Origin of the sequence: Variovorax sp. J31P207 (genome assembly GCF_030316965.1) — a bacterium.
Taxonomy (GTDB): domain Bacteria; phylum Pseudomonadota; class Gammaproteobacteria; order Burkholderiales; family Burkholderiaceae_C; genus Variovorax; species Variovorax ginsengisoli_B.
Genome location: NZ_JASZYN010000001.1, coordinates 1102051 through 1114861 on the forward strand (window position 1 = coordinate 1102051; position 12811 = coordinate 1114861).

The following is a 12811-nucleotide window of genomic DNA, read 5'->3' on the forward strand; positions in this document are numbered from 1 at the left end:
ATGAAGTCATTACTCGACCTGTTCAAGCAATTCACGCCGGACGAGCATTTCGATGCCATCCGCATCGGCATGGCCTCGCCCGAGAAGATCCGTTCGTGGTCCTTCGGCGAGGTGAAGAAGCCCGAGACGATCAACTACCGGACCTTCAAGCCCGAGCGCGACGGTCTCTTCTGCGCCAAGATCTTCGGCCCGATCAAGGACTACGAGTGCCTGTGCGGCAAGTACAAGCGCCTGAAGCACCGCGGCGTGATCTGCGAGAAGTGCGGCGTCGAAGTCACGCAGACCAAGGTGCGTCGCGAGCGCATGGGTCACATCGACCTGGCCGCGCCTTGCGCCCACATCTGGTTCCTGAAGTCGCTGCCGTCGCGTCTGGGCCTGGTGCTCGACATGACCCTGCGCGACATCGAACGCGTGCTGTACTTCGAAGCCTACGTGATCACCGACCCCGGCATGACCCCGCTGAAGAAGTTCGGCATCATGTCCGAGGACGACTACGACGCGAAGCGCAAGGAATACGGCGATGAATTCGTGGCCAAGATGGGCGCCGAAGGCATCAAGGACCTGCTCGAAGGCATCGAGATCGACAGCGAGATCGAGAAGCTGCGCGGCGACCTGACCGGCTCCGAAGTCAAGGTCAAGAAGAACTCCAAGCGCCTCAAGGTGCTGGAAGCCTTCCGCAAGTCGGGCATCAAGCCCAACTGGATGGTGCTCGAAGTGCTGCCCGTGCTGCCGCCGGACCTGCGTCCGCTGGTGCCGCTGGACGGCGGCCGCTTCGCGACCTCCGACCTGAACGACCTGTACCGCCGCGTCATCAACCGCAATTCGCGCCTGCGCCGCCTGCTGGAGCTGAAGGCTCCCGAGATCATCGCGCGCAACGAAAAGCGGATGCTGCAAGAGGCGGTCGACTCGCTGCTGGACAACGGCCGTCGCGGCAAGGCCATGACGGGCGCCAACAAGCGCGCGCTGAAGTCGCTGGCCGACATGATCAAGGGCAAGAGCGGCCGCTTCCGCCAGAATCTGCTGGGCAAGCGCGTCGACTACTCGGGCCGTTCGGTCATCGTGGTCGGCCCGACGCTCAAGCTGCACCAGTGCGGCCTGCCGAAGCTGATGGCGCTCGAGCTGTTCAAGCCCTTCATCTTCTCGCGCCTCGAAGCCATGGGCATCGCGACCACGATCAAGGCGGCCAAGAAGGAAGTGGAATCCGGCACGCCGGTGGTCTGGGACATCCTTGAAGAAGTGATCAAGGAACACCCGGTGATGCTGAACCGTGCGCCTACGCTGCACCGTCTGGGCATCCAGGCCTTCGAGCCGATCCTGATCGAAGGCAAGGCGATCCAGCTGCACCCGCTGGTCTGCGCGGCCTTCAACGCCGACTTCGACGGTGACCAGATGGCCGTCCACGTGCCGCTGTCGGTCGAAGCACAGATGGAAGCCCGCACCTTGATGCTGGCCTCCAACAACGTGCTGTTCCCGGCTTCCGGCGAACCGTCGATCGTGCCGTCGCAAGACGTGGTGCTGGGTCTGTACTACACGACCCGCGACCGCATCAACGCCAAGGGCGAAGGCCTGGTCTTCTCCGACATCGGCGAAGTCCAGCGCGCGCTCGACGCCAATGTGGTCGAGCTCACCGCCAAGGTCGCGGTCCGCATCACCGAGTACACCAAGGACAAGGAAACGGGCGAGTTCGTGCCGTCGACCTCGCTGGTGGACACGACCGTGGGCCGTGCGCTGCTGTCCGAGATCCTGCCCAAGGGCCTGCCGTTCTCGAACATCAACAAGGCGCTGAAGAAGAAGGAAATCTCCAAGCTCATCAACGTCTCGTTCCGCAAGTGCGGCCTGAAGGAAACCGTCGTCTTCGCCGACAAGCTGCTGCAGAACGGCTTCCGGCTGGCGACCAAGGCCGGTATCTCGATCGCGATCGACGACATGCTGGTGCCCGCTGAAAAGCACGGCATCATCGACCGCTCGGCCAAGGAAGTGAAGGAGATCGAGCAGCAGTACGTGTCCGGTCTCGTGACCTCCGGCGAGCGCTACAACAAGGTGGTCGACATCTGGGGCAAGGCCGGCGACGAAGTGTCGAAGGTGATGATGGCCAAGCTGTCGAAGCAGACCGTCACCGACCGCCACGGCAAGGAAGTCGAGCAGGAGTCGTTCAACTCGATCTACATGATGGCCGACTCGGGCGCTCGCGGTTCCGCCGCGCAGATCCGCCAGGTGGCCGGCATGCGGGGCCTGATGGCCAAGCCGGACGGCTCGATCATCGAGACGCCCATCACGGCGAACTTCCGCGAAGGCCTGAACGTGCTGGAGTACTTCATCTCCACCCACGGTGCCCGAAAGGGTCTGGCCGACACGGCGCTGAAGACCGCGAACTCGGGTTACCTGACGCGCCGCCTGGTCGACGTGACGCAGGACCTGGTCGTGATCGAGCAGGATTGCGGCACCCACGAAGGTGCCGTGATGCGCGCGATCGTCGAAGGCGGTGAAGTCATCGAATCGCTGCGCGACCGCATCCTGGGCCGCACCGCGGCCGAGGACGTGCTGCACCCGGAAACGCGTGCGGTGCTGGCCAACGCCGGCGACATGCTCGACGAAGACCTGATCGAAGCGCTCGAAGCCGACGGCGTCGACGAAGTCAAGGTGCGCACGGCGCTGACCTGCGCCACGCGCTTCGGCATCTGCGCCAAGTGCTATGGCCGCGACCTCGGCCGCGGCGGCCTGGTCAACAACGGCGAAGCGGTCGGCGTGATTGCCGCCCAGTCGATCGGCGAACCCGGCACGCAGCTGACGATGCGGACCTTCCACATCGGTGGTGCGGCGTCGCGTGCGGCGGTCGCTTCGAGCGTCGAAGCCAAGTCGAACGGTTCGATCGGCTTCAACGCCACGATGCGCTACGTGACCAACAGCAAGGGCGAGCTGGTCGTGATCTCGCGTTCGGGCGAAATCGTCATCCATGACGAGCACGGCCGCGAGCGTGAACGCCACAAGGTGCCGTACGGCGCCATCCTGGCAGTGAAGGCCGACCAGACCATCAAGGCCGGCCACGTGCTGGCCAACTGGGACCCGCTGACCCGCCCGATCATCACGGAATTCGCCGGCAAGACGAAGTTCGAGAATGTCGAGGAAGGCCTCACGGTCGCCAAGCAGGTGGACGAAGTCACCGGCCTGTCGACCCTGGTCGTGATCGATCCGAAGCGCCGCGGCGCTGCCAAGGTCGTGCGTCCGCAAGTGAAGCTGATCGACGCCTCGGGCGCCGAGGTCAAGATCCCCGGCACCGACCACTCGGTGACGATCGGCTTCCCGATCGGCGCGCTGGTGCAGGTGCGTGACGGCCAGGACGTGGGCCCCGGCGAAGTGCTGGCGCGGATTCCGGTCGAAGGCCAGAAGACCCGCGACATCACCGGCGGTCTGCCGCGCGTGGCCGAGCTGTTCGAGGCCCGTTCGCCGAAGGACAAGGGCATGCTGGCCGAGATGACCGGTACCGTGTCGTTCGGCAAGGAGACCAAGGGCAAGATCCGCCTGCAGATCACCGACCCCGAAGGCACCGTCTGGGAAGACCTCGTGCCGAAGGAAAAGAACATCCTGGTGCACGAAGGCCAGGTGGTGAACAAGGGCGAGAGCGTGGTCGACGGCCCGGCGGACCCGCAGGACATCCTGCGTCTGCTGGGTTCGGAAGAACTGGCGCGCTACATCGTGGACGAAGTGCAGGACGTGTACCGCTTGCAAGGCGTGAAGATCAACGACAAGCACATCGAGGTGATCGTTCGCCAGATGCTGCGCCGGGTCGTGGTCGAGAACGTCGGCGACACCAACTACATCGCCGGTGAACAGGTCGAACGCAGCGAGATGCTCAACACCAACGACGCCCTGCGCGCCGCTGGCAAGATCCCCGCCACGTTCACCAACCTGCTGCTGGGTATCACGAAGGCATCGCTCTCGACCGACAGCTTCATCAGCGCCGCATCGTTCCAGGAAACGACGCGCGTGCTGACCGAAGCCGCGATCATGGGCAAGCGCGACGAGCTGCGCGGCCTGAAGGAAAACGTCATCGTCGGCCGCCTGATCCCCGCGGGCACCGGCATGGCGTACCACCAGGCACGCAAGGTCAAGGACGCGATGGACGAGGCCGAGCGCCGCGCGATCGCCGAGTCGGAAGCGGCCGAACTGGCCGGCGCCGGCAGCGCGACCGAAGAGGCGACCACCACGGTCGATGCCAGCGAAGGCACCGCGACCGAATAACTGGTTAGCATCTCCGGCCATGACCGGAATCCGAAGCCCCCTTTCCGCCCGCGGATCGGGGGCTTTTTCTTTTGCATGGAAGCCCGCGCCATGAACGGCATGCCGGACTCCCTGCCGTTCTGGATCGGCGGCGCGCTGGCGCTGTTCTGGTTCGTCGGCGCCTACAACCGGCTGATGCGGCTGCGTTCGGGCGCCCTGCAGGCCTATGCGACGCTCGACGCCGCGCTGGTGCGCCAGCTCGAGTTCGTGCAGGCGCGTGCGGCCGAGGCCGATGCGGCCGATGCAGCGGGCGCCGAACCGCCATCCGACGCTTCGCTGCAGGCGGCCTCGGGCCAGCTCGCCACGCTGCTGGCGGCCACCCGCCTGCGGGCGCTCGACCCGGCCGGCATCGCCGCGCTGGGCACCGCCCTGCACGTGATGGTGGCGGCCTGGCAGCGCCTGCATCCGGAGGCGGTCGTCAGCTTCGAGGCCGACGGCACGCTGTCGCGTCCCGCGCCGCTGAACGGCAAGGACGAGCTGCTGCCCGACAGCGCACCGATCGCCTGGCCCGAGCCTTCCGCCGCGGCGGAAATCGCCCGCGGGCAGTTCAACCTGGCGGTGGCGCAGTACAACGCGGCGATCGGCCAGTTTCCAGCGCTCATCGTGGCGTGGATCATGCAGCTACGGCCTGCGGCCCCGTTGCGCTGAGCCGCTCGGCCAGCGACGCCGTCCTCCTTGTCCCCAGCGCCCTTACCATCGACCCAAGTTGCCAGATCATCCAGACCCCATTTCCGATTCGCCACAGGCTTCCCCGCCGCTGTGGCGCCAGTTGCAGTTGACCGCCGCGGCGCTCGCCTCGATCCGCGCCGGCGTGTCGGGCTCGGTCGCCTTCGAGGCCGTCGAGCCGGGCCTGCGTCCGGGCGTCCAGGCGCTGGGTTTCCAGGTGCTGCGCTGGCTCGGCCGGGCCGAGGCGCTGCGGCGCCAGCTGGCCAAGCGGACCCCGCCGCCGGCGGCCGACGCCCTGCTCTGCACGGCGCTGGCCCTGGCCTGGGACGGCGAGCGTTCGCCCTACGAGCCCTTCACGCTGGTCGACCAGGCGGTCGAGGCCGCCAAGCGCAATCCGGGCACCCGGGCCCAGGCCAGCTTCGTCAACGCCTGCCTGCGGCGCTTCCTGCGCGAGCGCGACGAGTTGGTGTCGATCACCGACCGCGAACCGGTCGCGCAGTGGAACCACCCGCGCTGGTGGATCGAGCGGCTCAAGCGCCAGCATCCGCGCGACTGGCAGCGCGTGCTGGCGGCCGACAACAACCAGGCGCCGATGACCTTGCGCGTCAACCTGCGCAAGACCAGCGTCGCCGCCTTCCGCCAAGGCCTGGCGGCCGCGCAGCTGCCGTCGGTGCCGGTCGCCGCCAGCGGCTTGCAACTCGCGCGCGCCCGGCCGGTGAGCCAGATTCCCGGATTCGCCGAGGGCGAATGCTCGGTGCAGGATGCGGCGGCCCAGGTCGCCGCTCCCTTGCTGCTGTCCGGCCTCGAGCTGCGCCGCGATGCGCCGCTGCGGGTGCTGGACGCCTGCGCGGCACCGGGCGGCAAGACGGCGCACCTGCTCGAGGCGGCCGGCAGCGCGGCCATCGAGGTCACGGCGCTGGAAGTCGATCCGGTCCGCGCCCGGCGCATCGACGAGACCCTGGCGCGGCTCGGCCTCGGCGCCAAGGTCGTGGTCGCCGACGCCTCGCGCCCGGCCGACTGGTGGGACGGCCAGGCCTTCGATGCAATCTTGCTCGACGCCCCATGCACCGCTTCGGGCATCGTCCGCCGCCACCCCGACGTCCGCTGGCTGCGGCGCGAAAGCGACATTGAGCAGCTGGCTCTCCAGCAGGCGATGCTGCTGGCCGGCCTGTGGCCGCTGGTCCGGCCGGGCGGGCGCCTGCTCTATTGCACCTGCTCGGTGTTTTTCGAGGAAGGCGCGCACCAGATCGAGGCGTTCCTTGCACACAACACCGATGCCCGTTTGCTGCCTTCGCCGGGCCATTTGCTACCCCAAAGCGGCATGAATGCGCGTGGCGTCCCGGACAATGCCTTGGGTGACCACGACGGTTTCTTCTACGCGCTGCTTGAAAAGCTGCCCCGCTGAAAGGCGCTGGCCGGTGCGGCTGGCTGCGCTTCTGATCCTCGTCGTTGCCTTGTCGGCCTGGCTGACCGGCACCGCGCGGGCCGACTCGCGCAATGCGGCGATCACGCAGCTGCGGCTGGAGCAGGCCGACGACGCCGTCTACCTCACGGCCCAGGTCCAGTTCGACCTGGCGCCGGTGGTCGAGGAGGTGCTCGAGAAGGGCATCGCGATCTATTTCGTGGCCGAAGCCGAGCTGTACCGGGAACGTTGGTACTGGACCGATCTCAAAGTGGCTCAGGCGGCGCGCTACATGCGGCTGGCCTACCAGCCCCTGACCCGCCGATGGCGCCTCAACGTGTCCCCCGTTCCCATCACCAATTCCGGCTTCGGCGTGTCGCTGAACCAGAACTTCGACACCCTGGCCGATGCGCTCGAGGTCATCAGCCGGATCGGCCGGCTGCGGCTTGGCGACCTGGCCGAGATCGGTGACGACCCCTCCCATGCCGTGAGCTTCCGCTTCCGGCTCGACACCTCCCAGCTGCCGCGGCCGTTCCAGATCGGCGCGGTCGGCCAGAGCGACTGGAACATCTCGGTCGAGAAGAACGCCCGGCTGCCGCTGGAGAAGTCGAAGTGAGCACCGACCCGCGGGTCGCGCCGCGGGCGTCGCCGGCGGCGCGGCGATCGCGTGCCATCCGCTGGGCCATCGGGGTGGTGGCTGCGCTGGTCACGGCGATCGGCCTGGTGCTGATGTTCCTGCTGGCGCAGGCCACCAACAACCGTGCCCTCTACGAGCGCAACTACACCCGCCTGTTCGGCATCAACGTGGTGGTGGCGGCGGTGCTGGTCATCGTCATCGGCTGGGTCGCGTTCCGGTTGCTGCGCCGGCTTCGGCAGGGCAAGTTCGGCAGCCGGCTGCTGATCAACCTGGCCATGATCTTCGCGCTGGTCGGCGTGGTGCCCGGGCTGCTGGTGTACGTGGTCTCCTACCAGTTCGTCGCCCGCTCGATCGAGAGCTGGTTCGACGTCAAGGTCGAAGGGGCGCTCGACGCCGGCCTGAACCTGGGGCGCGCCACGCTCGACTCGCTGGCCGACGACCTCGCGAGCAAGACACGCACCGCCAGCGCGCAGCTGGCCAATGTGCCGGACACGCGCGCCGGGCTGGTGCTCGAGCGCATCCGCGACCAGCTGGGCGCCACCGACGTCATCCTCTGGACCGGCAGCGGCCAGCTGGTGGCCAGCGCGGGCGCCTCGCGCTTCCAGCTGAGCCCCGAGCGGCCGAACCCGCAGCAACTGCGGCAGGTCCGTGGCGATCGCGCCGTCGCCCACATCGAGGGACTCGACGAGACGCCGATGCCCGGTGCGCCGGCACCGGTCGCCAGCGTCAGGGCGCTGGCGCTGGTGCAGAGCCAGGGCTTCGAGTTCAACACCGAGCCGCGCTTCCTGCAGGTCACCCAGCCGCTGCCGCCGGCGGTCGTGAGCAATGCCCTGGCGGTGCAGGAGGCCAACCGCGAGTACCAGGAGCGGGCGCTGGCGCGCGAGGGCCTGCGCCGGATGTACATCGGCACGCTGACCCTGACCTTGTTCCTGGCGGTCTTCGGTGCCGTGCTGCTGGCCGTGCTGTTCGGCACCCAGCTGGCCCGGCCGCTGCTGGTGCTGGCCGATGGCGTGCGCCAGGTGGCCGGCGGCGACCTGCGGCCCACCGCGGTGCTCCAGGGCCGCGACGAGCTCGGCGGGCTCACCCGTTCCTTCGCGGTCATGACGCAGCAGCTGGCCGATGCGCGCAGCGTGGTCGAGAAGACCATGGGCGAGCTCGATGCCGCCCGCTCGAACCTGCAGACCATCCTGGACAACCTGACCTCGGGCGTGATCGTGCTCGACGCCCGCGGCTTCATCCGCTCGACCAACCCGGGCGCGACCCGCGTCCTGCGGGCGCCGCTGGCGGCCTTCGAAGGCCAGCAGCTGGCCGAGGTCCCGGGCCTGGCGGAATTCGCGCAGAACGTGCAGCAGCAGTTCGACGACTTCGAGGTCGAGCGGCTGCAGCACGGCCTCGACCACTGGCAGCACGCCTTCGAACTGCATGCCGGCGGCGATGCCATGGGGCAGGACACGATCAACATCGTGGCCCGCGGCGCCGAGCTGCCGGGCGCCGAGCGGCTGCTGGTGTTCGACGACATCTCCGAAATCGTCTCGGCCCAGCGCGCGCAGGCCTGGGGCGAAGTGGCGCGGCGGCTGGCGCACGAGATCAAGAACCCGCTGACGCCGATCCAGCTCTCGGCCGAACGGCTCGAGATGAAGCTCTCGGGCAAGGTCGCCCAGCCCGAGCAGGCGATCCTCACCAAGTCGGTCAAGACCATCGTCGACCAGGTCGACGCCATGAAGCGGCTGGTCAACGAGTTTCGCGACTATGCGCGATTGCCTGCGGCCGATCTGCGGCCGGTCGACCTGAACGCGCTGGTTCTGGACGTGCTGCATCTCTATCCGCCCGAGAACGCGACGGTGGCCCTGCGGCCCGAGCTCGACGAGCGTTGCCCGCCGATCCGTGCCGACGAGCAGCAGATCCGACAGGTGATTCACAACCTGTTGCAAAACGCCCAGGACGCGGCCGAAGCGAACGCCGGGCGGACCGGGCAGGCCGCCGAGGTCGTGGTCCGCACCCGGCTCGGCGAATCCGGCCAGCGGGTGCGCCTCACGGTGCAGGACAGCGGTGCCGGTTTTGCCGAGCACATCCTCAAGCGGGCCTTCGAGCCCTACGTCACGACCAAGGCCAAGGGCACCGGGCTGGGCCTGGCGGTGGTCAAGAAGATCGCGGACGAGCACGGCGCCCGGATCGAACTTTCGAACCGCATGGTCGAGGGGGCTGTGGCGGGTGCGCAAGTCTCGTTATCATTCGCGCTTGCAGCACAGCCGCAGGGAGCGGTCGCTCACACCGAAGATTCGAAGTCATCCACCCTTCTTTGAGCGCGGGCGGCGCCAGGCGGGCATGGATCCGCAAACGAACTGATTACTCTAACTACAACGCGCACAACTCAAGCACACATGGCAAACATCCTCGTGGTCGACGACGAGCTGGGCATCCGGGACCTGCTCTTCGAAATTCTCAATGACGAAGGCCATAACGTGGAGCTCGCCGAGAACGCGGCCGAAGCGCGCGCCGCGCGACAGCGGGCCCGTCCCGACCTGGTCCTGCTCGACATCTGGATGCCGGACACCGATGGCGTGACTTTGCTCAAGGAGTGGTCGGCGGCCGGGTTGCTGAGCATGCCGGTGGTCATGATGAGCGGCCATGCGACGATCGACACCGCGGTCGATGCCACGCGCATCGGTGCCTTTGCCTTCCTCGAGAAACCGATCACCCTGCAGAAGCTGCTGAAGGCGGTCGAGCAGGGTCTGGCGCGCGAGAGCGCCCGCCGCGCCGCGGCCAGCGTGGTGCCGCCCGCGAGCAGCTTCGCCGCCGTCGTCACGACGGTGGGCGACAGCGCGCTGGTGCCGGCCGCGCCCATGCAGCCGGCTGCCGACCTGGGTCCGCAGTCGACCCAGAGCTTCGACCTCGACCGCCCGCTGCGCGATGCGCGCGACGGTTTCGAGAAGGCGTATTTCGAATTCCACCTTGCGATGGAGAACGGCTCGATGACCCGCGTGGCCGAGAAGACCGGGCTCGAGCGCACCCATCTGTACAGAAAACTCAAGCAACTTGGCGTCGATCTTTCGCGAGGGCGCAGAAGCGCTGTATAATCGCGGGCTGCACACCAAGGCCCGGTAGCTCAGTTGGTAGAGCAGCGGATTGAAAATCCGCGTGTCGGTGGTTCGATTCCGCCCCAGGCCACCATATTTATGCGCCCCAGCGCCCTTCAGGGTCCTGGGGCGTTTCTACATGCGCGGCTTCTTCCTGGCTTTGTGCAGGTCATGCCGACATTGCGGCTCATAGGGTGACGCTTTCGAGATAGGGGCGCATCACATTGGCGACTCGATCGACGCTCGCGTAGTGCCAGAGCGCGTCCATGGTCAGCTTGCGCTGAGCCCAACCGTCATGCAGTGCCTCGAGGGCCACGTCCAGGCCGATCTTGTTGCGGTACTTGAAGCAGTCGGCAACGGTCTTCGCCGCGTTGAAGACTGGAACCTGCACACCGTCGATCAGCACATGCTCCATGCCTTCGGTGAGCGCCGGACCGGACATGCGGATCGCGCGCAGGGCCGGCTGGTCGATGCGTGGGGCGGGCACGTTGGACGGAAGGGCCAGCCAGACCTCGGAGGGGGCTTGCGTACCGATCCCGTGCACGCGCAGCGCCGACAACAGGCACACCACACCGCGCGGGACGCGCAGCGCAATCTCGGCCAACGAGCGATGCTCGCTGATTGCGCGCCCCGGCCGGCTGTAGACGCCACGAGCGACGCGTTCGAGCTTGCCGGCGCCCACCAGTCGGCTGAGGGCGATCGTCGGCAGCCCGTGCTCGCGCAGTTCGCGTGCTCTCAGCAGCGGGTGCTCAGCTGCCAGCGCGAGGATGGCGTCTTCCTGGGTGCTTTGGGAGTGGCTGGCCATGTCGCAGTATGTTGCTTTTTTTATATAAAAATCAACAACTACATAAATAACGGAACGCCACGTCTTGGGTCAACCGGAGGAAGTGCCTGTCAGGCACCGCTCTTCAAGGCGTCGCGCACCGACTGCAGCGCGGCATCCACAGACTCGAGACGCTGCTTCAATTCCCCGTTGAGCAGCCTCAACAGGGCGCTGAACTGACTGCGCGTGGCGTGGATCTGCATCTCCTCGCCGTCACTCGAGCGGTCCGGATCGAGCAGCTGTTCGATGCAGGCGTAGGCGAGTTGGGCGTCGCACAGGTGGTCCAGTTCGGCTTGCGCTTTGAAGGCGAGCGATGCTGAAGTGCGGGGTCGGGATGCGAGTGCCTCGGTGGCATTTGAATCGCGAACGGTGCGAGCCGAGGAGCGGCTGGAGGATGCGAACGCGGGGGTGGAAACAGCCATGAATGGGCTCCAAGGGTTTCGGTCTGTCTAAAACCGACGCCCTCGAGTGCGAGCGCCAAGACAGACACGCGGCGCCGTCACTCTCGTTGCGGCAAAGGCGCTTGCCCGAGCGTGATCGCTCGGAGCGAGCGACTCAACTCCCGCTTCCCCTTCGCATTGGCCCCCCGCCAAGCCTGCCGCGCAGCCGCGACGAAGCGCTCTTCCGCGGGATCCGGCGCATCGGCGACCAGGTCGTCTTCGTCGAGCCAACCGGCATCGACATCGCAGTGCCGCTCGATCTGCCGCGCCAGGGTGTCCCCGATGGGCCGCGAACTCTTGATCTGGCTCCACATGCTGGGCGAAATCTCGAGCTTCTTCGCGAAGGCTTGGTCCAGGCCCTTGGCCGGCAGCCCGGCGGCGATTGCCTGTTCGAGAAAGCGCCGATGGAGCAGCAGCGCATTGCGGCGACGGATGACGGTGAGAGGGAGCACTGTTCAAAAACAACAACGAGACAGGAAAAGATTGTCGAGCCTGTTGACGTCGCAGTAAAGACTATTTACAGTCCACTTCCTTCGCGGCCCAAGCCGCACGAATTTCATCAACGCAAGCAGGAACCAACGTGAACGCAGCTCTGAGCCTCACCAGCATTCGACCCGCATCGGGCCGGACGTTCGTGCGCGTCTCGTCGTGCCACGACCTCGGCAACCTGCCGTCGAAATTCGATCTGCGCCTGAACCCCATGCATGCCACGCAAGCCAGCTTGTGGGCCAAGGCGTATGAGGATCAGGTGCCCCCGGGTGGAGGGAGCGCGTAGGCGCGTACCTCCAAGCTCTCTATTGCAGAGGCCCGGACACCGAAAGGTTCCGGGCCTTTTTGTTTTTCTGCAGTGATCGCGCTGCACGCACCGAGGTCCAGACCCGGTGGATGCTCTTTAAGAATTTGCCGCGAAGCGCGACCGGACACTGGACCGGATCGCCGCTTCGCACTTGATGCGGACCCCGGGACTTGCGCCCGGCGCCCGCTCCATTTCGGGTGTGACTTCACCCCACCGCCAGGGATCAGCCGCGTGGACGGCCTGGCGGGATGTGCAGGGGCTTGATCACCCCTGTGCAGCGATGTCGACGGGGCAGCGTGCGCGACGCGCTGCCCATCGCGTGAGGCCACAACCGAAATGGATCGTTCAAAGCCCCGGTGACGGAACCGGCAGACGTGTCCGCCTCAGAAGCGGAATCCTGGGAGTTCGACTCTCCCCTGGGGCACCAACTTTTTCTTCTTGTCTCGTTCGTCTAGTGGCCAAGGACATCGGGCTTTCATCCCGAAGATCGCGGGTTCGACCCCCGCACGAGACGCCATCTTCAGTTTTTCCGTGTGTGGCGCAGCAGGCAGCGCGCGTGCTTTGGGAGCACGAGGCCGCAGGTTCGAAACCTGCCGCACGGACCAGACCTTGTTCCGCTAACTCAGTGGCCAGAGTGCCTCCCTGTCCAGGAGGAAGCCAGGGGTTCGACTCCCCTGCGGAACGCCAATTCA

General features: G+C 66.8%; 10 protein-coding genes and 5 tRNA genes. 13 read left to right on the forward strand and 2 right to left on the reverse strand.

The genetic code is table 11. From position 1 onward, the window contains the following. The 7 genes from rpoC (at window position 1) to QTI68_RS05275 (ending at window position 10154) form a co-directional block, all read left to right on the forward strand. Window positions 1–4239 (forward strand): DNA-directed RNA polymerase subunit beta', encoded by a 4239-nt coding sequence (gene rpoC, locus QTI68_RS05245; RefSeq protein WP_286520078.1) that lies wholly within the window; start codon window positions 1–3, stop codon window positions 4237–4239. A gap of 90 nt (window positions 4240–4329) precedes the next feature. Continuing rightward, window positions 4330–4926 carry a lema family protein gene (locus tag QTI68_RS05250; protein WP_286520079.1) on the forward strand — a complete coding sequence of 199 codons (597 nt, stop codon included), beginning with the start codon at window positions 4330–4332 and terminating at the stop codon, window positions 4924–4926. A 58-nt stretch (window positions 4927–4984) separates the two neighbouring features. Next, window positions 4985–6349, forward strand: coding sequence for a 16S rRNA (cytosine(967)-C(5))-methyltransferase RsmB (gene rsmB / locus QTI68_RS05255; protein ID WP_503011624.1), 1365 nt, complete (start codon window positions 4985–4987; stop codon window positions 6347–6349). A gap of 13 nt (window positions 6350–6362) precedes the next feature. Continuing rightward, on the forward strand, window positions 6363–6962 hold the full coding sequence (locus QTI68_RS05260; protein ID WP_286520080.1) for a DUF4390 domain-containing protein: 600 nt from the start codon (window positions 6363–6365) through the stop codon (window positions 6960–6962). Beyond that, entirely contained in the window at window positions 6959–9286 is a 2328-nt protein-coding gene (locus QTI68_RS05265) for a sensor histidine kinase (protein WP_286520081.1), read from the forward strand. The genes QTI68_RS05260 and QTI68_RS05265 overlap by 4 nt, the downstream gene beginning before the upstream one ends. Before the next feature lie 78 nt (window positions 9287–9364). Continuing rightward, complete coding sequence (locus QTI68_RS05270; protein WP_286520082.1) at window positions 9365–10060, forward strand: response regulator; 696 nt, start codon at window positions 9365–9367, stop codon at window positions 10058–10060. 18 nt (window positions 10061–10078) lie between these two features. Then, window positions 10079–10154: transfer RNA gene (locus QTI68_RS05275), tRNA-Phe, on the forward strand. Window positions 10155–10247: 93 nt separating this feature from the next. Here QTI68_RS05275 and QTI68_RS05280 read toward each other — a convergent pair. Together QTI68_RS05280 and QTI68_RS05285 are read right to left on the reverse strand one after the other, a co-directional pair. Next, the gene (locus QTI68_RS05280) at window positions 10248–10865 is read right to left on the reverse strand and encodes a type IV toxin-antitoxin system AbiEi family antitoxin domain-containing protein (protein ID WP_286520083.1); all 618 of its coding nucleotides are present in this window, start codon (window positions 10863–10865) and stop codon (window positions 10248–10250) included. Between the two features lie 89 nt (window positions 10866–10954). Next, a complete protein-coding gene (locus QTI68_RS05285; protein ID WP_286520084.1) occupies window positions 10955–11305 on the reverse strand; it encodes a hypothetical protein in 351 nt (116 codons plus the stop codon). A 2-nt stretch (window positions 11306–11307) separates the two neighbouring features. Between QTI68_RS05285 and QTI68_RS05290 the strand changes: the two genes are divergently transcribed. The 6 genes from QTI68_RS05290 to QTI68_RS05315 all read left to right on the forward strand — a co-directional run bounded on the left by QTI68_RS05290 (window position 11308) and on the right by QTI68_RS05315 (window position 12806). Continuing rightward, window positions 11308–11907, forward strand: a complete 600-nt coding sequence (locus QTI68_RS05290; RefSeq protein WP_286520085.1) for a hypothetical protein — start codon at window positions 11308–11310, stop codon at window positions 11905–11907. After that, the gene (locus QTI68_RS05295; RefSeq protein WP_286520086.1) at window positions 11904–12098 is read left to right on the forward strand and encodes a hypothetical protein; all 195 of its coding nucleotides are present in this window, start codon (window positions 11904–11906) and stop codon (window positions 12096–12098) included. The genes QTI68_RS05290 and QTI68_RS05295 overlap by 4 nt, the downstream gene beginning before the upstream one ends. Window positions 12099–12469: 371 nt before the next feature. Then, window positions 12470–12546, forward strand: a tRNA-Leu gene (locus QTI68_RS05300). 13 nt (window positions 12547–12559) lie between these two features. Then, window positions 12560–12636: transfer RNA gene (locus QTI68_RS05305), tRNA-Glu, on the forward strand. 12 nt (window positions 12637–12648) lie between these two features. Next, window positions 12649–12724, forward strand: a tRNA-Pro gene (locus QTI68_RS05310). A gap of 6 nt (window positions 12725–12730) precedes the next feature. Further along, window positions 12731–12806: transfer RNA gene (locus QTI68_RS05315), tRNA-Asp, on the forward strand. Window positions 12807–12811: the final 5 nt, after the last annotated feature.